This window comes from Kribbella italica, from assembly GCF_014205135.1.
Lineage (GTDB): Bacteria > Actinomycetota > Actinomycetes > Propionibacteriales > Kribbellaceae > Kribbella > Kribbella italica.
In genome coordinates, this window is sequence record NZ_JACHMY010000001.1 from 369,030 (window position 1) to 389,561 (window position 20,532).

General features: G+C 69.8%; 16 protein-coding genes. 7 read left to right on the plus strand and 9 right to left on the minus strand.

The window, feature by feature from the left end:
* Positions 1-279: 279 nt before the first annotated feature.
* Positions 280-789: a pyridoxamine 5'-phosphate oxidase family protein gene (locus HDA39_RS01965; RefSeq protein ID WP_184793528.1), complete on the minus strand. Its 510-nt coding sequence runs from the start codon at positions 787-789 to the stop codon at positions 280-282.
* A gap of 53 nt (positions 790-842) precedes the next feature.
* On the opposite strand from HDA39_RS01965, the gene HDA39_RS01970 reads away from it, so the two are divergent.
* From HDA39_RS01970 to HDA39_RS01980, 3 genes are all read left to right on the plus strand, one after another.
* Positions 843-1,685, plus strand: a complete 843-nt coding sequence (locus HDA39_RS01970) for a DegV family protein (protein WP_184793529.1) — start codon at positions 843-845, stop codon at positions 1,683-1,685.
* A 413-nt stretch (positions 1,686-2,098) separates the two neighbouring features.
* Positions 2,099-2,779, plus strand: a complete 681-nt coding sequence (locus HDA39_RS01975; RefSeq protein ID WP_184793530.1) for a helix-hairpin-helix domain-containing protein — start codon at positions 2,099-2,101, stop codon at positions 2,777-2,779.
* Positions 2,766-5,267: a ComEC/Rec2 family competence protein gene (locus tag HDA39_RS01980; protein ID WP_184793531.1), complete on the plus strand. Its 2,502-nt coding sequence runs from the start codon at positions 2,766-2,768 to the stop codon at positions 5,265-5,267. Before HDA39_RS01975 ends, HDA39_RS01980 begins: the two co-directional genes overlap by 14 nt.
* Before the next feature lie 17 nt (positions 5,268-5,284).
* On the opposite strand, the gene HDA39_RS01985 is transcribed toward HDA39_RS01980, so the two are convergent.
* Entirely contained in the window at positions 5,285-6,235 is a 951-nt protein-coding gene (locus tag HDA39_RS01985) for a ferredoxin reductase domain-containing protein (protein ID WP_202892839.1), read from the minus strand.
* A 2,790-nt stretch (positions 6,236-9,025) separates the two neighbouring features.
* On the opposite strand from HDA39_RS01985, the gene holA reads away from it, so the two are divergent.
* From holA to HDA39_RS02000, 3 genes are all read left to right on the plus strand, one after another.
* On the plus strand, positions 9,026-9,970 hold the full coding sequence (gene holA, locus HDA39_RS01990) for a DNA polymerase III subunit delta (RefSeq protein ID WP_337925591.1): 945 nt from the start codon (positions 9,026-9,028) through the stop codon (positions 9,968-9,970).
* A gap of 131 nt (positions 9,971-10,101) precedes the next feature.
* A complete protein-coding gene (locus HDA39_RS01995; protein ID WP_184793533.1) occupies positions 10,102-10,239 on the plus strand; it encodes a hypothetical protein in 138 nt (45 codons plus the stop codon).
* A 769-nt stretch (positions 10,240-11,008) separates the two neighbouring features.
* Complete coding sequence (locus HDA39_RS02000) at positions 11,009-11,548, plus strand: GNAT family N-acetyltransferase (RefSeq protein WP_184793534.1); 540 nt, start codon at positions 11,009-11,011, stop codon at positions 11,546-11,548.
* A 237-nt stretch (positions 11,549-11,785) separates the two neighbouring features.
* Here HDA39_RS02000 and rpsT read toward each other — a convergent pair whose 3' ends face one another.
* Together rpsT and HDA39_RS02010 are read right to left on the minus strand one after the other, a co-directional pair.
* On the minus strand, positions 11,786-12,046 hold the full coding sequence (gene rpsT, locus HDA39_RS02005; protein ID WP_184793535.1) for a 30S ribosomal protein S20: 261 nt from the start codon (positions 12,044-12,046) through the stop codon (positions 11,786-11,788).
* A 139-nt stretch (positions 12,047-12,185) separates the two neighbouring features.
* Positions 12,186-12,647 carry an SRPBCC family protein gene (locus tag HDA39_RS02010; protein ID WP_184793536.1) on the minus strand — a complete coding sequence of 154 codons (462 nt, stop codon included), beginning with the start codon at positions 12,645-12,647 and terminating at the stop codon, positions 12,186-12,188.
* A 227-nt stretch (positions 12,648-12,874) separates the two neighbouring features.
* Between HDA39_RS02010 and HDA39_RS02015 the strand changes: the two genes are divergently transcribed.
* Positions 12,875-15,865, plus strand: a complete 2,991-nt coding sequence (locus HDA39_RS02015; protein ID WP_184793537.1) for a S8 family serine peptidase — start codon at positions 12,875-12,877, stop codon at positions 15,863-15,865.
* Between the two features lie 51 nt (positions 15,866-15,916).
* On the opposite strand, the gene HDA39_RS02020 is transcribed toward HDA39_RS02015, so the two are convergent.
* The 5 genes from HDA39_RS02020 to HDA39_RS02040 form a co-directional block, all read right to left on the minus strand.
* On the minus strand, positions 15,917-17,161 hold the full coding sequence (locus HDA39_RS02020; RefSeq protein ID WP_184793538.1) for a hypothetical protein: 1,245 nt from the start codon (positions 17,159-17,161) through the stop codon (positions 15,917-15,919).
* Positions 17,161-17,679, minus strand: a complete 519-nt coding sequence (locus HDA39_RS02025) for an RNA polymerase sigma factor (protein WP_184793539.1) — start codon at positions 17,677-17,679, stop codon at positions 17,161-17,163. Before HDA39_RS02025 ends, HDA39_RS02020 begins: the two co-directional genes overlap by 1 nt.
* A 54-nt stretch (positions 17,680-17,733) precedes the next feature.
* Positions 17,734-18,633, minus strand: a complete 900-nt coding sequence (locus tag HDA39_RS02030) for a phosphotransferase family protein (RefSeq protein ID WP_184793540.1) — start codon at positions 18,631-18,633, stop codon at positions 17,734-17,736.
* 81 nt (positions 18,634-18,714) lie between these two features.
* Positions 18,715-19,935: a hypothetical protein gene (locus HDA39_RS02035; RefSeq protein WP_184793541.1), complete on the minus strand. Its 1,221-nt coding sequence runs from the start codon at positions 19,933-19,935 to the stop codon at positions 18,715-18,717.
* Positions 19,932-20,468, minus strand: coding sequence for an RNA polymerase sigma factor (locus HDA39_RS02040; RefSeq protein ID WP_238355956.1), 537 nt, complete (start codon positions 20,466-20,468; stop codon positions 19,932-19,934). Before HDA39_RS02040 ends, HDA39_RS02035 begins: the two co-directional genes overlap by 4 nt.
* Positions 20,469-20,532 lie beyond the last annotated feature (64 nt).

The following is a 20,532-nucleotide window of genomic DNA, read 5'->3' on the forward strand; positions in this document are numbered from 1 at the left end:
CGTGTGGGTCTGTCCTACGTAGTACCGGGTGCCGTGCACCGTCAGGGCACCGGACCCGGGGTGGGGCTCCAGCAGCGGCCATGCACACGACACAGGGGACGAGTGCGGGCCCGGCCGACACGGGACAGCCGATGGGTTTGGTCACTCATCGGTGGGGTCGGCCGCTGGGGCTCCCCGGGGGGCTTGGTACGGGGGAGTTCGAGGTGTACTGAACTGACAGCCAGGGGGAGTCGGTTCGCAGCGAGGTGGCAGTCGGCGGAGGGGTCGGCCGCCACCTCGCTAGGCCTTCGTGAGCTTCGACTTGTCGAACGCGTAGCCGACCATCCAGTGCGGCTGCAGGCGGCAGTAGACGATGTCGTCGGCCCAGCTCGACGGTGAACTGCCGTAGTGGGCCGTGAGGTGTTGCTCGATCTCGTCGAAGTCCGCGTGGCCGGCCGTCAGGAACTCGACCTGACCGTGGCTGAACACCCCGATCCGCTCGCCGTCGACGTACGACAGGCTGGCCGCCGGGCGTTTCCTCAGATGCCTGGCCTTCGCCGCCGAGTCCGCCGTCGTGAACACCCAGCGCGCGTGCAGGAAGTGCCCGTCGACCGCGCTGATCCGCGGCTCACCCTTGGCCGTGACGGTGGCCAGGTTGAGCGTGCACATGCCGGTCAGGGCCTGGGTGAGCTCCTCGGCGGTCAAGTTGCGCTCGTCGGTGACGATGTTGCGCAGGTGCTCGGTCGAACGCCCGTACGCGGCGTCCAGCAGCTCCTGCAGCCCGGTGATCTCCGCTGTGGTTTCCCTCATTCTCCCCACTCTCGCACCAGGCACCGACGAAAACTGTCCGGTAACCTCGCTGCATGTCAGCCCGCGTGCACGTCGTCACCGACTCCACGGCGGGCCTGTCTGCGCACGAGGTGCTCCGGCTCCCGCTGACCGTCGTACCGCTGCAGGTAGTCATCGGCGGCGTCTCGTACGACGACGGCGGCACCAGCGCGGACGCCGTCGCGGAGGCGCTCAAGGCCTTCACTCCCGTCTCCACCAGCCGCCCGTCGCCGCAGTCCTTCGCCGACACGTACGCCGAGTGCGCGGCCGCGGGCGCCGAGTCGATCGTCTCGATCCACCTCTCCGGCGACATGTCCGGCACCGTCGAGGCCGCCATGATCGGCGCCAAGGAGTCCCCGATCCCGGTCCGCGTGATCGACTCCCGCTCCCTCGGCATGGGCCTGGGCTTCCCCGCCCTGGCCGCCGCATCCGCCGCCGCCTCCGGCGCCTCCCACCAGGAGGTCGAAGCGGCCGCCCGAGCACAGATGTCTTCCATCTCGTCGTACTTCTACGTAGACACCCTCGAATACCTCCGCCGAGGCGGCCGAATCGGCCCAGCCCAGGCCCTCCTGGGCACCGCCCTGGCCGTAAAACCCCTCCTCACCATCAGCGGCGGCCGCATCGTCCCCTTGGAAAAGGTCCGAACCTCTTCCCGAGCCATAGCCCGCCTCGCCGACATAGCCGTCCAACGCGCCGGCACCGGCCCAGTCCAACTAGCAGTCCACCACCTGGCCAACCTCGACAAAGCCCACACCCTCGCCGACGGCCTCGCCACCCGCCTCCCCCAAGCCAAAGAAATCGTCCTCCGCGAAGTAGGCGCCGTCATAGGAGCCCACGTAGGCCCCGGCATGCTCGCGGTAGTAGTCGCCCCCCAGTAACTCGGCCCACCCGGAGTCCTCCGGCTGTCCCGGGCGCCGGGCCCCGGCGCTCTCGGACGCCAGCCCCCGGCGCTCCCGCGTATGCACTCGGGCGCTCCCATGCGCCCACCCGGGTGCTCCCGCGCACCCACCCGCGGCTCCCGCGCACCACCACCCCCGGCCTCCTCTTCTACTTCTTCTCCTCCGGCCGCAGCCACCCCAACCCCCGGCAACCTCCCCGGCCGCATGAACACCCACCTCGAACTTCTCCACAGGCAAAAATCCCCACCCAAAAACACCGGATTCCCTCGTACTTTTCCTGTGTGAAGCCACCACGCCGCTCTCCAGCGCCGGACCCGGCCGACCGCCAGGCTGCCCTGGACCGGTTGCGCGCCGCCTCCGCCCCGAGACCGGCCGACGAACGGGAGGACCAAGTGCGAGGCGGATGGATCCCTGACACCGTGCTGCCCGAACGCCTGCGCGGCACCCGCTGGACCGTGGCCCCACGCCACCTCATCGTGATCGCCCTCGTCCTCGCCGCAGGCCTGACCTGGGCCGGCTGCTCCGTCCTCCGCTCCCAACCCGAACCAATCCCCAACCGCCCCTCCGAAACCCCCGGCCTGGTCACCGGCTCCCCAGTCACCGGACCAACCCCACCAACGAAAGCAACAACCCCACCAACCACCCTCGTCATCCACGTAGCCGGCAAGGTCCGCCGCCCCGGCCTCATCCACACCAAATCGGGCAACCGAGTAGCCGACGCCCTGGAAGCAGCAGGCGGCGCCCTCCCCGGCGCCGACCTGACCACCCTCAACCTCGCCCGCCCCCTCACCGACGGCGAACAAATCCTCGTCGGCACGCCCAACCAACCACCGCCACCCACCACCAACTCAACCAACCGCCCGGCAACCCCCACCAGCACCGGCCCGATCGACCTCAACACCGCCACCCTCGACCAACTCGACGACCTCCCCGGCGTAGGCCCCGTCCTCGCCCAGCGCATACTCGACTACCGCACCGAGCACGGCCGCTTCACCACCATCGACCAACTCCAGGAGGTCTCCGGCGTAGGCACCAAGAAGTACGAGGACCTGAAACCCCATGTCCGCATCTGACCGCGACCCCACCAGCCCCGCCCCGTTCCCGGCGGCCCCACAACAGCTCCACAACCCCACCCAGCAACAGCTCCCCAACCCCACCCACCATGAACTCCACACCCCAACCCACGAAGAGCCCTCCACTCCCGACCCCGACGAAGAGCCGACCCTCGACGCCCGCCTCCTCCTCCCCGCAGCCGCCGGCTGGATCACCGCGATCCTCCTGATGCCTCAAGCCGGCATCGTCGCCGTCATCACCGCCGCAACAGCCACCGCCCTCACCCTGACCCTGCTCACCATCGCCCTCCGACGCCGCTCCCGACTCCTCTTCACCCTCGTCGCGATCACAGCCCTCTCCGCAGGCATGGCCGCAGCCTCAGCCCTCCAGATCCACCAACTGACCACCGGCCCCGTCCCAGCCCTCGCCGCCACCAACTCCACTGCCAAGCTCCATCTCAAGATCACCAGCGACCCCGCCGTCCGCAGCACCCCCGGCAACCGCCGTCCGCCGTACGTCGTCCTGAAAGCCACCGCCGAACAGCTCACCGCTCAAGGAGAAACCACCCGCATCAGCACCAAGATCCTGCTCATCGGCTCACCCGCCTGGCAGCATGTCCGCCTCGGCCAGCACGTCGAAACCACCGGCCGTCTCAGCCCCGTAGACCCCGGCTCCGACGTCGCCGCCATGCTCTCCGCCCGCTCAACCCCGAAGATCCTCGAAGATCCCGCCTGGTGGCTCCGCGCTGCCGAACACGTCCGCGCCGGCCTCCGCGAATCCGTCCAAGACCAGCCCGCCGACGTCCGCGGTCTGGTCCCCGCCCTCGTGATGGGCGACGAATCAGCCCTCCCACCCGACCTCGTCACCGACTTCCAACTGACCGGCCTCACTCACCTTTCCGCGGTCTCCGGCACGAACCTCACCCTCCTGCTCGCCTTCGTCCTCCCCATGGCCAGGCTCCTCGGCGTCCGCGCCCGCGGTCTCACCGTCGTCGGCCTGCTGATCGTCGTCGCGTTCGTCGTGCTCGCCCGCCCTCAACCAAGCGTTCTGCGCGCCGCAGCCATGGGCCTGGTCGCCCTCGCAGCGATGACCACCGGCGGCACCAGACGCCGCGCAGTCCGAAGCCTCTCCGTCGCCGTCATCGCGCTACTCCTGCTCGACACCTCACTCGCACGCTCAGCAGGCTTCGCCCTGTCCGTTCTGGCCACCGCCGGAATCGTGCTCCTCGGCCCCGGCTGGCGCGACGCCCTCGCCAACTGGATGCCACTCCGCCTGGCCGAAGCCATCTCCTGCCCACTAGCAGCCCAACTAGCCTGTACGCCGGTCGTCGCGTGGCTCTCCGGCCAGGTCTCGCTCGTCGCCGTCGCCGCCAACCTGCTCGCGGGTCCCGCAGTCGGCCCGGCCACCATCCTCGGCTTCGGCGCCGCCGGGATCGCCTTACTGAGTTCAGACCTAGCCCGCCTGGCCGGTTGGCTGGCAAGCTGGCCGGCCCGCTGGATCATCCTCGTCGCTGAGACCGGCGCAGACCTCCCAGGCGCCGTCAGCCCATGGCCCGCCACAGTCGTCGGCGTCACGATCCTCACGCTGCTCTGCGTTGCGCTGACCTTCGGCCTGCACCGAGTCCTCACCCGTCCGCTGGCAGTCCTGCTCTGCTTGGCGATTCTCGTCTTCGTGGTCCTTCGTCCCACTCCACGCCTGGGCTGGCCGCCCGCCAACTGGTTCATGGTGGCGTGCGCTGTCGGCCAGGGCGACGGCTTTGTCCTACGCGCCGGACCCAACTCTGCCGTCGTGGTCGACACCGGCCCCGACCCAACCCCGATGGACCGCTGCTTGCAAGACCTCCACATCACCCACATCCCGGTCCTTGTGCTCACCCACTTCCACGCCGACCACGCCGGAGGCCTCGCCGGTGCGGTCAACGACCGCCAAGTCGACGAGCTCGAGGTGACGCCGTACTTCTCTCCACCCGCCGAACACCGCCGAGTCCAAGCCCTCGCGGCCGCTCACCAGATCCCCGTCCGCCCAGTGACCTACCTGGAACGCCGAACAGTCGGCGCCCTCACCTGGACGACCCTTTGGCCCGCCCAGGTCCCGTCCCTGCCCGACAACCCCTCGACCACCGACGACAACGAAAGCTCGCCCGAGAACAACGCCAGCATCGTCATGCTCGTGGAGACCGCCGGCCTGCGCATCCTGCTCACCGGCGACCTCGAACCCGAAGCCCAACGGTCAGTCCTGGCCGCCCACCCCGACATCCGCGCCGACATCCTCAAGGTCCCGCATCACGGGTCGGCCCGCCAAGACCCGGCTTTCTTCGCCAAGGCTGCTCCGCGCCTGGCCGTCATCTCCGTCGGCCTCGCCAATGACTACGGCCACCCCGCCCCACGGACTCTCGACCTCCTCACGCGAACCGGCACCACCATCCGCCGTACCGACACCGCCGGAGCAGTCGCCGTCACGACCGACGGCGACTCCCTGGCCACAGCCACCCAGGGGCGGCAGCCATGACCAGCTCACCGCGTCACTCAGGAGTCCCAGATCGGCCCCAGAGCAGGGATTCCCAACCGCTCCATCCCGTGCACCACCGACCACGTCACCTTCTTGTTCGACACACAGATCACGGCCTCGGCATCCGATTCCGCGTACGCGGCGTACGCAAGCTTCACCATGTCCGGCTTGCCTTTCGCGTCGGTATCCCAGATGACCGTGTCCGGCTGCGCGGCCAGAATCTCGTCGACCAGTTCCTGTCCGTACGTCTTCACCGGATCCCGCGTCACCCAGACCAGCCGGTGCGGCACCCGAGCAGCCAGCACGTGCGCGAGCACGGGCCCGATCCCGCTCCCCGTCACCATGTAGACCACTCGCTTGAACACCGTCCCGTAGTTCGCCATCCCCGCCGTGGCCACCCCACGCACCCACACCTGCGAAGGCGGTTCGTCGATGAACTCACCAGTCCAGTCCCCAGCCCGCGAGACTGCCATCCGGAACCCTTCCTGCCCAGGCGTCGGAATCACGGCGAAGCTGTGCCACTGCCGCAACGGATGCCGCGAGATCGCCCGCGTCGTACCAGCCATCGGCGTACGACGCCCACTCTTCACCAACGCGACATGCGACGACGGCCGCACCACCTCGATCGGAATCCGCCGCAACAACATCCACGGAACCAGCGAACTGACCGTGGTCACCACCAGCACCCACACAGTCGGAGTACCAACCAGCGCCGACCCCAGCGACTCACTCCCACGCCGCTCATCCACCAGCAACACAGCGCCGACCCAGAACAACGCCGACAGTCCCCACCCACCGAACCGATGCACCCGCTCGAACAGATCATGCCGCGTCGCCCGAACCTTCGGCCGCGAAGTCAGGACAATCCCCACCAGCAAAGCAGCCTGTACGAAGTACACGACCGTGAGCGCGAGCTCGACCTGCCCGGTCGCCACCACAACCAGCCCCAGAACCAGAACGTCCCACAAACCGCCCCACCCACATGCACCCCACCCAGGTGGTACCCCTTCGCCAACGCCCACCGCACCCGCAACGGCCACGACTTGGGCACCCGCATCACCACCCGAGACAGCCAGTTCACCAAGAACTGCTGCCGAACCAGCACCCCCACCGCAAAGTTGCCCTGCGCAACCAAAGCAAGATTCACCACCGCTTGCCCCCCACCACCCCACCAAGACCTCCCCAGCCCGAGCGCGAGCACCACCAGATTGATCCCCAGCACCAGAACCATCAACCGATGGCTCTGCATCAACCGAGGATCCTTCAAAACCCGCCGCCCCAATGGAAGAGGCACCGGCAAAACCACCTCCGCCAAATCCGGCGTCCCCCGCCCCAGCCCTCCCATCCCAACCGCAGCACCCCTGCCATTCGCCGGCCCGGCATGCGGTTGCTCTGTAGTCGCACGACGTCCGCTCCCAGTCCGCGCATCCTCCCGGGCCACCCCGTTTGCCCTTACCTGCAAGCGCTTTGCCCGCGTCCCAACCGTCCGCCGCCCATGCCCAACCCGACGCCCAGGCTTGCACTCCGCCCCAGGCCCCAGACCGCGCTCCGCCAACGACAAATCCACCGCATCCATGAAATTCCCCCAGAATTTCGAACCACCCCGAAGAGCGCCGCCGATCATCACCCCGATGACCAAGCCCACGCGAACCACCGAACCAACCCGGCGTCGCAGGCTGAGACGACCTCACCCCAACCCCAGTTCGCCCCCACCCCCGTGTGCAACCCCACTGCAACAAAACCTCAACAGTCCACCCCGAACCCCCACAGCACAACGCCAACCCACTGCTGCACTCCCAAGCAACCCCTTACACCCTTGCCATCCGCCCCCAACCAAACAATCCGCCCAGCCACACCGCCCAGCCACCCGCCGCACATCAACCACTCCGCCTGCACGACCCCAACCAGTTCTCACCCATGCCACCGCCCAGCCGCCACTTACCCCAGAGGGTCGGCGCCCTCACCCCGCACCACGCATCTAGCCACCGCCGCGCTCGGCCTCCCGAGACCGACCCCGCGCCGCCAAGCACAGGCAATGCCCTGCACTCACCCACGCCAGCCGAACGCGCCGGCACCACCAGTCCCACACCACGCATCCCACCGAGCCGCCGTGCCGCAACGCCGCCGAAACCCCGACCGGTGCCCAGCACCGGTCACCGCCCTGTACTTGCTGACCGCCCACAGATCAGCCAACGCTGCGCCCGTGCCCCACACCCCAGACCCGGCAGTGCAGAGCCCGCGGTCCACGTTCGGACAGTCGATCCACACACCAGGCACAGCGCGCCACATCGCCCGCCCACCCGCCAGAGGCTGATGTGACGAGTACGGCGGTGGGACGCTGCTGCTGGCTCGGCCCGCGCCAGCTTCCGCGCCCGCTGGCGGCAGCCGCTCCACACCACTACGACGCACGGCGCACAGCGTGTGCTGGTCGCTCTCGTGGTCACCGGACGCGCTCGTCGCCCGCTCCGGCTCCGCGCGGGCTCTGTGGGCCACCTCCGACGGTCGGTCCACGAGACCACTACGCACTCGCGCCGCGCTGCCTGCGACGGCTCCAAGGGCGTTGGCCCACACCCCGCCCCGCGCTCCACCGACCTCTGCGTACAGCGCGCCACCTGTCCCAACTCCGTGTCCCCCCTTGCGCCGGCTCGGAGTAGGTCGGCCTGCGACCGCGCTCCGAAGAGGAGGCGTTGCCACCGGAGGCCGAGGTGCCTGCGGAGCCCAAGGCCGAGGTGTCGGGGAGCCGGAGGCGGCGCTGTCGCCGGGCTGACGCGCGGGTGTGCCACGTACTGCGCGTCGCCCGCGATGGCCCTCGCGGACGCGTCCCGACGGTCGGTCTACGCGACCTCCACCCTGCGGCGCGCTGCGTCGTCCGCTCCGGTTCCGCATTATCCGCGCCCCGGCTCCGAGCATGTCGGCCAGTGGCCACGCTTCCGGTGGTTGATTCGCACGTCCTGTGCGTTGGCCGGCCCGGGCGCGCTTCGGCGCCGATGGCCACGCTCCGGCGGTAGGTCTGTTTGACCTCTGCGTACGGCGTGCCGCACCGTCCCGCCCAATTGTGCGTGGCCCGCGCCGGTTCGGATCGAATCGGCCGATGGCCGCGGTCCGGTGATCGATCCGCGCGTACTGCGTGTTGCGTGGCCCGGGTTGTGCGCGTCGGGTCGTGGCCGCGTTCCGGCGGTCGGTCTGTTCGACCTCTGCGCGCGGTGTGCCGCGTCGTCGTGCCCCGGTTCTGTGCAAACCCGCGCCGGTTCGGAGCGCGTCGGCCAACGGCCACGCTCCTGCGTCGGTCCACGCCGCCGCTATGTACGGCACGCCTGGCCGCCCGCTCCGGCATCCCCCCGTCCGCCTGCCTGTCCGCCTGTGTGCCTGCCTGGGCGATTGGTTTCGCACACTGCTACTGGGCTGCTGTGTGGGCAAGTTCGGTTCTCCGGAGTACGCACGTGCCCGCCGGATCGGGGGCGGTGCGGTCTGTGGGGTGGGGCAAGGTGCAGGCGGCGGCACGCGTCATTTGCGGGCCGGCTTGGTACTCGCTGGCTAAGCACTGGAGGAGAAACCGGTGCGTGGCGCCTTGGGGTCTGGGTGTGAATGGCCGGGGAGAGATGTCCGAGTTCGGCAGCGTTCGTGTGGTCGTGAGTGTGCTGGCTGTTGGCGAGGTGGACTAGGTGGCGCGTGGGGTGGAGGCGGGGGTTGTCGGTGGGGCGTGGGATGCTGTGGGGGTTATGGCTGCTCGGAAAAGTGGTGCGCCGAAGTTGGGTGACGTGTTGCTCGTCACCGGCTCGGAGACGTTTTTGGCGGATCGGGCTGTGCGGTCCGCGATTGCTGCTGTGTCCAAGGGGAAGACTGATGTCGAGGTCACCGATGTCGGGGCGGGCGAGCTTGATGTCGGGGACTTTGCGGAGCTGACCGGGCCTTCGTTGTTCGCGACCGAGCGTGTGCTGGTGCTGCGGATGCTGGAGAACTTGCCGGCCGAGATGGTCGCCCATTTGCTGGAGTATGCGGGTGCGCCGGCGGACGACGTGCTGGTCGTGCTGGTGCACTCGGGTGGGCAGAAGGGCAAGGGTGTACTCGACAAGTTGCGCAAGGCCTCGGTGAATGAGGTCGTCGCGACGGCGCCGAAGACTTGGGAGTTGCCGCAGTTTGTGCTGGGGGAGATCCGGTCGTTCGGCGGTTCGATCGACGAGCACAGTGCGGCTGCGCTGGTGGATGCCGTCGGGCATGATCTCCGCGCGTTGTCGGGCGCGTGTTCGCAGCTGGTGTCGGACTCGGACGGGCAATCGATCTCGACCGACTTGATCAGCCAGTACTTCGGTGGGCGCGCTGAGGTCACGAGTTTTGCAGTTGCCGATGCTGCCATCGCGGGTCGTACCGAGCCGGCACTTGAGCAGTTGCGGTGGGCTCTTGATTGCGGGGTCGCTGCGGTTCTGGTCACGAGTGCGATGGCTGGTGGGCTTCGCGGTTTGGCGAAGTTTTCCAGTGCGCCTCCTGGTCTCCGCGAGGCAGATCTGGCCCGCGAGGTCGGCGTACCTCCGTGGAAGCTGAAGACTCTCCGCCAGCAGTCTCGAGGGTGGACTCCGGGTGGTCTGGCTACCGCGATCAAGGCGGTCGCCCAAGCGGATGCTGACGTGAAGGGTGCATCGGGCGACGCCGGGTACGCGCTGGAGCGCATGGTGATCACCGTCAGCCGAGCCCACGGTCGACGCTGACATCCCGGCTGGCCCCGTGCCGAGGGCAGATGCTGACAGGCTGTCGATTCGTGGCACACGGTAGGTGCTGTAATCCGTCGGACCTGGGTTCACGGACGAAGCGGATGCTTCGCTGGCCGCGCGCCGGGTAGATGCTGACTTCGTCGGCCGCGCTGGCGGCATGTGCTGACACCGGGTCGGTCAGCGGCGACGACATGCGTGATACCGGGTCGGTCCGCGACGACGACATGCGTGACACCGCGTCGGTCTGCGCCGACGGCAAACGCTGACAGGCTGCCGATCCTGGGGCGACGGCGGATGCTGGTGCCGGGTCGGTACTGGGTCGACGGCAGATGTTGATGGTCCGTCGGGCCCGGGGCGACGGCAGGTGCTGACGGCCTGCATTGGCGCCGGCCCGAGCAGGCGCCGCAACCACGGCAGGAGCTGGGGTTGCATCGACGCGGGTGCTGACGGTACGGCGTTGAGTCGGTGCCGTTTCGAAGCGGCGATGGGGCGTGCTGTGGTTCGGCCTCGGGGTGGAGGGCGTGTTCTCGGCGGTGCGGGTTGCTGCCGGCGGGTGGCCACGGTCGGTCAGGGGGCAGGCAGCCGGGGCGGAGGATGAGCGGTGGCCGGGGGTGGATTGCTTGCTGCAGTGTCTCCGGCGCTTGCCAGTGGGGCGAGTTCGCGGGGGTGGGGTGGTGGGCGCCCGGGCGACTGCCGGGCAACGGGAGTGGGCGGGTTCTGTGGTCGTCGGTGCGAGGCGCCGGGGTATGGGCTGAGCGGTCCTTTGGTGTGTGGGCTGGGTTGAGCCTTGCGCTGGATCGGCGTGTGGGCGTGACCGGACGGTCCTGCAGGTGGAGCTGGAGGTGCTGGGGTGTGGGCTCGGCCCTGGACCGCCGCGCGGGCAGGGGGCCTGGTCCTGGATCGGTGTACGGGTTGGTGCGGTGGCCTGGGCTGGATCGGCGTGCGAGCGGGGGCCCGGGCCTGGATCGGTGTGTGGGCAGGGGTGTGGGCTTGGCCCTGGATCGGGGTGCGGGGGTGGGCGGCTAGGTTGGGTGGGTGGCTACGTATGGGGAACTGCCGGGGGAGTTGGGGACCGAGCGGTTGCGGTTGCGGCGGTGGGTGGGGGCGGATGCTGCGGAGTACCGGGGGTTGTGGTTGGAGCGGGATCCGCGGGCGGTGCGGCGGGTTGATGCTGAGGGGCGGCCGACGGTGGAGGAGATTCGGGGGTGGCTGGTCGAGAATCCGTTGGCTGCCGCGCCGGGGTTGGGGTTGTTGCCGATCGAGCGGCGGGATACGGGGGAGTTCATCGGGTACTGCGGGTTGACCGTGGGGCAGGCGTCGTTCGAGGAGCCTGAGATTGCGTACGAGTTGGCTCGGCGGGCGCACGGGCAGGGGTATGCGACGGAGGCTGCGCGGGCGGTTGTCGAGGCGGCGGCGCGGACGGGGCGGCGGCGGTTGTGGGCGACCGTGCGGGAGTGGAACGCGGAGTCGTTCCGGGTGCTCGAGAAGCTCGGGTTCGAGCGGAGTGGGCGGGTGACCGCGGATGCCGAGCGTGGGGATTCGATTTGGATGACCCGGGAGCTCGAGCAGGGCTGAAGGCTCGGACCGGCAGGCTGGTACGACGACGCGCAGGCTGAGGCGCGGACCGGCGGGCTGGGAAGACGCGCAGGTTGAGGCGCGGACCGGCAGGCTGGTACGAGGTGGGGCCGGTGAAGAGGCTGAGAAGCCGGCCGACCGGAGGGGGTGCCTACCTGCAGGTCAAGGCCAGCGGTTTCAGGCACGCAAAAACGATCGGCCCGGTCCACTGGGTGGAGGGCCGATCGTTGGGTGCGATCAGAGGGAAGCGGCCTTCTTGAAGATGGACGACTTCCGGTTGGCGGCCTGGTTGGCGTGGATGACGCCCTTGCTGGCAGCCTTGTCGAGCAGGCGGCCAGCAACCTGGGCCTGCTCCTGGGCCTTCGCGGAGTCGCCGGCGTCGGCGGCCTCACGGAAGCGGCGAACAGCCGTCTTGAGGGTCGACTTCACCGACTTGTTGCGAAGCCGCGCAGCCTCGTTCTGGCGGTTGCGCTTGATCTGGGACTTGATGTTCGCCACGGAGCAGAGCCTCGATCAGGAGTTTGCGGTCAGTACAGGAAAGGTGGCGGGTGCAGGGCGGTAAACCGACGCACACACGCGAAGAGACAGATTAGCAACAACTTGGGGGGTCCTCCAAACTGAGGGGCTCCCCGCAGGTTCAGCGTACGGCGGACTCGGCCGTCGCCTTCAGGTTGACCAGGGTGGTGTGGATGCCGTGCTCGTTGCGCGGAGCGCGCTGGCCGAAGGCCAGCGCGAAGGCGCGGCGCAGAGGGCGCGGGCGGCGGTCGGTCCAGGACTCGGTAACCACGCACGTGCCGTCCGCGGCGGGGGCGAGCTCGTAGGACCAGTCCGAGATGGGGACCGGGCCGAAGTGGATGTGGAAGGTGAAGCGCCGGTCCACCAGCGCTTCGGTGACGACTCCCTGCGTGAACCACCGAGCAGCGCCGACCCGGTTGTGCCCGATGAACCGGCTCCCGACAACGCCGTACGGCGCGCTCCCGCGCCAGGTGACCCGCGTGCACTCCGGCGACCACTCGCTCATCCGCGGGAGGTCGGTGATCAGGGCGTAGACGGCCGCGGGCGCCGTGGCGACCTGGATCGACTCGCTGTGGTCCGGCATCGAAGCTCCTGGTGATCTGAAGAGGCAAGGCAAAAGAAACAGCAACAAGAACCCGGTACGACGGGCAAAAGCACCCGGCATCCCGTGACACGGCGCCGACCGAGCGTGACATCCACGCGGGCCACCGGCATACTCAGGGCCCTCGTGGCGCCGTTGGGGACGGCCGCCACCTCGGCAACGAACCAGTAAGCCGACCAGCCAGCTCCGTCCAGCTCTGGAGGAACTCCGTGCCAGCTTCTGCCCGCCGGCGTCTGACGGTGCTCACCGTCGCCGCCGTGAGCGCGACCGCTCTGGTCGCCACCGTCGTGAACCACGCGACCGCCTCCACCCCGACCCAAGCTGACCCGCAGGTCAAGGAGTCCTCGACCGGGGCGTACATCGTCCAGCTCGACGACTCCCCGGTCACCGAGTACGACGGCGACATCGCCGGCCTGGCCGCGACCCGGGTGCTGCCCGGCGGCAAGCTGCTGCGTGAGGCGACCCCGGTGGTCAGCTACGTCGAGCACCTCGCCAGCGAGCGGACCCAGGTGCTCGACCAGGTCCCGGGTGTCGAGAAGCTGTACGACTACGACTACACGTACGCCGGGTTCTCGGCGCGGATGTCGCACGACGACGCGGTGCGGCTGGCCAAGACGTCCGGTGTGAAGAGCGTCGAGCCGAGCGAGCTGCAGCAGGCGGACACCGTCGACACCCCGCGGTACCTGGGCCTGTCCGGCAAGGGCGGCGCCTGGCAGCAGGCCGGTGGCGTCGACAAGGCCGGCGACGGCGTGATCGTCGGGGTGCTCGACTCCGGGTTCACCCCGGAGCGGCCGAGCTTCGCGCCGATCAAGACGACCAAGGCCTCCGACGCGCTGGTCAAGAAGAAGTGGAAGGGCACCTGCCAGGTCGGCACGGAGGCTCCGGTGGCCTGCAACAACAAGGTGATCGGCGCCCGCTACTTCGACGCCGGCATCGGCAACCGCCCGATCCCGGAGGAGTACCGCTCGCCGCGTGACTACGGCGGCCACGGCACCCACACCGCCAGTACGGCGGCCGGCAACCACGGCGTCGACATGAAGGTGCTCGACCGGGACTACGGCAAGGGGTCCGGCATCGCCCCGCACGCGCGGCTGGCGATCTACAAGGTGCTCTGGGCCGTCGACGCGGCCGGTGGCGGCAGCGGGACCGACGCCGACATCGTGGCCGGGATCGACGCGGCCGTCGCCGACGGCGTCGACGTACTCAACTACTCGATCTCCGGCTCCGGGTCGACGTTCGTCAACGCGACCGGCCTGGCGTTCCTGCGGGCTGCGAAGGCCGGCGTGTTCGTCTCGACCAGCGCGGGCAACACCGGGCCGGGCGTCAGCACGGTCGGCAAGAACTACCCGTGGGTGACGACCGTTGCCAACGGCACCCATGACCGCGACGTCCAGACCACGGTCACCCTCGGCAACGGCAAGTCGTACACCGGCGCCGGTATCGCGAACGGTACGCCGAGCAAGCCGCTCGTCCTGGCCAAGGACGCCGGCCTCGACGGCGCGAACCAGACCAACCTCGTGCTCTGCATGCCCGGCACGCTCGACGCGGCCAAGGCGACCGGCAAGATCGTCGTCTGCGACCGCGGCGTCAGCGACCGGGTCGACAAGAGCCGCCAGGTCAAGGCCGCGGGCGGCGTCGGGATGATCCTGGTCAACCCGACCGCGAACACGCTCGACTCCGACCTGCACTCGGTCCCGACGGTCCACCTGGACAACGTGGTCGGCCCGGAGGTCAAGGCGTACGCCGCGACCGCGAACCCGACCGCCACGATCGCCGCCGCGAAGACCGTGCGCGTCAACGCGCCGAAGGTCGCCAGCTCGTCGAGCCGCGGCCCGTCCCTGGCCGGCAACGGTGACCTGCTCAAGCCGGACGTGATGGCGCCGGGCACCAACGTGCTCGCGGCAACGAGTCAGTTCGCGGCCGCCGGTGGCGAGTACGCCTTCATGAGCGGTACGTCGATGGCCGCGCCGCACCTTGCCGGCGCCGCCGCCGTACTGAAGGGCCGGTACCCGACCTGGTCGCCGATGGCGATCAAGTCGGCCCTGCTGACCACCGCCACGTCGCTGAACGCCGAGGGCGGGCCGATCCAGAACGACGCCGGCTCGCCGGGCAACCCGTTCGGGTACGGCGCCGGCCTGATGCAGCCGAAGAAGGCGATGGATCCGGGCCTGGTCTACGACTCGTCGTACGACGACTGGGCGCGGTTCGTCTGCGGGTCCGGGCAGGTCGGCGCGACGCACGAGCTGTGCGCCAAGGGCAAGATCGACCCGAGCGACCTGAACTACCCGACGATCGCGATCGGCGACCTGGCCGGCAAGCAGACCGTCAAGCGGACCGTGAAGAACGTCGGCAAGCTGCCCGAGGTGTACTTCCCGAAGGTGGAGGGCCTGGCCGGCTTCAAGGTGACCGTGACGCCGAAGCTGCTGGTCCTGCTGCCGGGCGCCAGTGCGTCGTACCGGGTGACCTTCGAGAACAACGGCGCTCTGCTGGAGCAGTACTCGTTCGGCAAGCTCAACCTGCGCTCCGCGCGGCACGTGGTCAGCAGCACGCTCGCGGTCCGGCCGCTGACCGTCAAGGCGCCGGTCCAGGTCAACGGCACGGGCACCACCGGGTCCGTCCCGGTCCCGCTCACCTCCGGGTACGCCGGGACGCTGCAGACCTCCGCGGTCGGCCTGGCCGCGGCGGGCGTCAACGAGGCGGCCCTGAAGAACCCGGGCGGGGTGTCGTTCCCGACCGCGAACCCGGCGGCCAACGAGCACGTCGCCAAGTTCACCGTGAACGTCCCGGCCGGGACGAAGTACGCCCGGTTCTCCACCTTCGACGCCGACTACCCGGCCGGCACGGACCTCGACGTGTTCGTCTACAAGGCCGGTACGACGGCAGTGCTCGGCAGCAGCACCGGCGGCTCGGCCGAGGAAGAGGTGAACCTGCCTGCTCCGGCCGGTGGTTCGTACGACGTGTACGTCGACCTGTTCGCCGGTGCTGACGAGCAGGGCGTCAAGCTCAACCACTGGGAGCTGCAGACCCCGGCAGGCAACCTCACCGCGACTCCTGCCAGCCAGCAAGTCCAGGTGGCAGGCCAGGCGACTGTGACTGCCGCCTGGTCCGGCCTGACCGCCGGCACGAGGTACCTGGGTCTGCTGTCGTACACCGACGGTGCGGCCGGGTCCGGCTCGACGGTGGTCCGCGTCGACAGCTGAGCTGCACGACGAGGGGCCCCACGCACGAAGCGTGGGGCCCCTCGTCCTGTACTACGGCTGAATCAGCCGAAGGAGTCCGCGCTTCGGGATCTTCAGCGCCTCCTGGCAGGCACCGGTCCCGAGATCGCACCGGTAGACCTCGCCGCCGCCCTCCGGGACGAGCCGGCCGGCGTTCGGAACAGGGGTGCGGCTGCTCGGGTTCGGTGTGAGCGCGCCCGACGGAGGTGGCGTCAGGCCCCGTCGCGGCTCGCCGCCGAGCATCCGGTGCCCGAACTCGACGAGCACGTGCCCACTACCGTCGGAGGCCGTCGAGGCCAGCATCTCCAGCGGGCCGGGAAGCTGCAGCTTCGTCTTGCGACCGGTGGCGACGTCGACGACGAGGTTCTGGTCGACGTCGAGAATCGTGGAGCCGTCGGCGGAGAAGTCCGGGTAGATGGCGCGACCGCCGGTGCCGCAGTGCTCACGGTCGACCACCAGTCCGGAGCCGGCCAACCGGGCCGCCTGGATGCACCAGGCCCCCTGCTTCACCCGGGTCACCAGCATGACCCGGTCGGCGTTCGGCGGTGCGATCAGTCTCAGGTCGAAGCCCCGGACGGAGAGCTGGATCAGCCGGCCGGTCGACGGCTGCCACACCAGCGGCTGGGCGCCGACCTTGTAGTCCTGGGCGAACCAGATGCCGTTCTTGTTCCAGCCGTACACGATGGAGGTCTGGTGCGGAACCATCACCGCGGCGACCTGGCGGCCGGAGGCCACGTCGTACGTGGCGATCCGGGTCTTGCCGCCACCGAGTGGCTCGGCCGTGGCCAGCTGCCGGCGATCGGGCGAGACGGCCAGGTAGTTGGTGTCCTTCGGTCCGAACGCGCGGAACGTGCCGTCGGGTCGCAGGACACCGATCCGCTGGGCGTTGCCTCCGCCGGTCCGCGGCACCGACACCGTGCCGGCCCAGCCTCCGTCGACCCGGGAGGACAGGGAGAAGACGTCGTTCGGGACCTGTACGGCGGTCTTCCCGTCGTGCAACGTCTTCGTGCCGCTGCCCTCGGAGTCGAGAATCGAGAGGGTGTAGGGGACCGCGAGAGCCGGCGCGGGCTTGGCCGGGTCGGTCTTGTCACCGAGGCGGGTGAGGAAGGGCACGGTCAGAACGAGGATCGCGCCGATGGCGGCCGCGGCCAGCACGACCGGCCAGAGGTGCCGCTTCCTGGCAGCGGCCTCGTCGAGGCCAGGAGGCTCGGCGCCGTCCGGAACCGTGGCGGCCTTGGTGTGCAGGTAATCGCGGAGGCGGGTCTCGGTGTCGTTCATCAGGAGTCCTTCAGGTGCTGGGTCAGGAGGGCGAGGCCTCGCGACGCGGTGGCGCGTGCGGTCGACTCGTTGATCCCGAGGGTCTGGGCGATCTCGGCGTGCGGGAGGTCGAGGTAGTAGCGCAGGACGAGCACTTCACGGGTACGCCGAGGGAGTTTGCTCAGCGCCCGCTGCACCTCCTGGCGCTCCTCGCTGAGCACCACCTCGCTCTCGGCCGATGCGCCGGGCCGGTCGAGAGGGGGTGCGTAGAGCCGGGCCACGCGGCGCCGGCGTAGTGCGGATCGGCTGCGGTTGAGCACCGTCGTACGGAGGTAGCCGAGGGCTTTGCCGGAGTCGTCGAGTGGCCAGCGCCGGTACAGCTCGGCGAAGGCTTCCTGGACCAGGTCCTCGGCGTGCTGACGGTCGTCGACCATCAGCACCGCCAGTCGGACCAGACCGACCCAGTGCTCCCGGTACAGCCGGGTCACGGCGGCCGGTGCGTCGTCAGGCACCGGTACGGCGGCGCCGATACTCACCATTGGATTCGTCACACCCGTCTAGACGCCCGGTGAGTCAGAACGCTGCATCAGGTGTCAGCCGAGTCGTTCGCGCAGCCAGTCGAAGTGGACCTGCGCGGTCTCGTACTGCCAGGGCCGCATGGTCGGGATGCTCGGCTGGGGCGGCTGGGTGCTGCCCCACAGGTACCCGGCGCAGAGCCCGGCGATCAGGCCGTTCACCCCCGGCTCGTCCGGGAGGTCCGGCAGGTCCACCGACTCGTACATGTCGCCGCACAGGATGACCGTGTCCGTCCAGACCGGTGCGATCGAGGCGTGGGCCCAGTCGACGAAGACGACCCGGTCCTCGGTGAGCAGGAGGTTGTCGGCCCGCAGGTCCCAGTGCGCCAGGGCACTGCCCTTCGAGAGCTCGTCCAGCCCGGTCTGGGCCAGTTCGGCGAACTCCTGCTCGCGGCCGGCTGCCCAGTCCGGTACGGCGACGCCGTCGGCGATCACCTTCTCCCACCGGCTCAGGAAGCCCTGACTGCGCTCAGCCGCGACCGGGGCCTCCGACCAGGGCGCCGGGTCCAGCGACTCGGACAGGTCGGCCAGCGCGTCGAGCACCCGGGAAGCGTCGTGCTGGTGCCACGGGTGCGGCGGCACGTAGCCGGAGATGTCCTCCAGCAGGATCCCGACCCAGTCGCCGTCGTCGTACACGCCGTACAGGCCGGGGGTCTGCGGCAGCGGGCCGATCGCCTGCATGGCGGTGATCTCGTTGCGGATCAGGTCGGGGGTGCCCGGGTTGAGCTCGGGGCCGACCGCCTTGACGAACGCACGCCGGCCCGAGGCCGTCACCAACCGCGCCGCGACGCCCGGCGAGAACCCGCCCAGCTGCGTGGAGGCCGAGACGACCGAGGCACCGAGCGAGCGCTCGACCCACGCGCGCACCCGGGCAGGAGCCTGTTCGTAGGCCAAGCGGGTCCCCAGTGCGTGCGCCATGCCTACTGAGGGTAGATGGTCGGTCCAGCCACTGGCGGCCGGTTTTCCACCGGCCGGACAGTAGCCCGGCCGGTGGAAGGGTCAGGGGCGCCCGATGCCAGGCCCCGGCAGCCCGCCTTGCCGTGGGCCGTCCTGGATGCGTTCGCAGGACCCGTTGACGACGTCGCACCTCAACGTGATGTCGCGGTTGGTTCCCAGCCCCATCTGGCCGATCAGGTGGGTGTCGTCCTCCCACACGCCCGGGTAATCCGCATGGAGCAGCCGCGGCGACAGCTGCAGACGCGTCTTGGCCCCGGTGTCGACCACCACTGCCCCGACCGTGGCTCCCTCGGCCACCAGGATCTTCCCGTCCGGTGACAGCACCGCGGTGCTGCTGCCGCACTGCTCCCGCAGAGTCCTCAGCCGCGTGCCGTCCAGTTCGGCGACCCGCACGCACGGTCCAGGCCCCTGACCGTCCTCGCCGGTCTGCGCCGGTTCACTGAGCAGGATCCGATCGGTCGTCCGGTACGCCGTCAGCCGGCGCCCCTCGGTGTCCACCGGTACCGGCTCCGAGCCCGGCTTCCAGACCCGGGTCTGGGTGCGTTCACCCCGTGGCATGAACCAGATCCCGGCACCGTTCCAGCCCAGCACCTCGGCCTCCAGGTCGGTCGGCCACGACGCCGTCTCCTTGCCGGTGGCAACGTTCCGGACGGCGACCCGGGCCTGGCCGTCCCCGGTCGGCGCGACGAAGGCGACCTCGGACCGGTCCGGCGACAGGCCCATGCCGTCGCCGGACACCGCGCCGAACGAGTTGAACGCGCCGGAGGTGTCCAATCGCCCGATCACGAGCTCACCGCCGGGGCCGTAGCGCTGCCGGCCGATGATCCACCCGCAGTCGACCCGGCCGAGGCCGAAGTAGGTGTAGCCGGTCTCGACCGGCGTGCGGACGCCGTTGTCCTCGAGATAGCCCCCCGTCCCCTCGCGGTTCGGGGCCATCGTGAACGGCACCCGGGGCGGTGCGCCGAACGGCATCCGGTCGACCTCCGGCGTGGCCGGCTTGGTGCCGTTGACCTGCGAGTACTCCAACGGCTCGACGGCGGGAGGCGTCGCGCAGCTGCCGGTGGTGACCTGGGGGTCGTGGTTCCGGGAGAGAGCCACCGGTACGGCGACCGCCGCGACCACGGCCGCCGCGGCGAGCGCGACCACGAGCACCGGCCGCGTACGCCGTACGGGAGTGTTCACGATCTCAGCTGGCACCGCGTCGTCAGGCACGGTCCGGGCGGCGGAGTCGAGCGCGTCGGTCAGACGCTGGTCGAGATTCACCGGTCCTCCTTCAGCTTCGCGCCCAGGGCCTTCAGCGCCCGGGAGATGGTCGAACGGACCGAGACCTCGGTGATGCCGAGCGTCAGGGCGATGTCGGCGTCGGACAGGTGCAGGTAGAACCGCATCACCAGCACTTCTCGCCGACGGGCCGGCAGCGTCGCCAGCGCGGCCAGCACCTCGCGCCGGTCCTCGCCGAGCATCGCCTGGCTCTCGGCGGACCAGACCGGCGGATCGACGGGCGGCCGGTGCAGTACGGCGAGCTTGCGGCGGCGCAGGACCGAGCGGCTGGTGTTCAGCACCGCCGACCGCAGGTAGGCCTCCACCCGGGTGCCGTCCTTGATCTTGTCCCAGCGCCGGTAGACGGCCGTGAAGGACTCCTGCACGGCGTCCTCGGCCGAGGCACGGTCGCCCAGCATCAGCAGGGCGAGCCGGACCATCCCGGCCCACTGTTCCTCGTAGAGCCGGGTGATCGCGGACTCACGCTCCGCGACGGGCGGCGGGTGAGTCCGGGAGCGGCCCAGGCTCAGCATCATGTTCGTCACGGTAGAGAGACACCGGTCCACGCCGTTTGTTGCACGGCCGGACGCTTCGATGCGG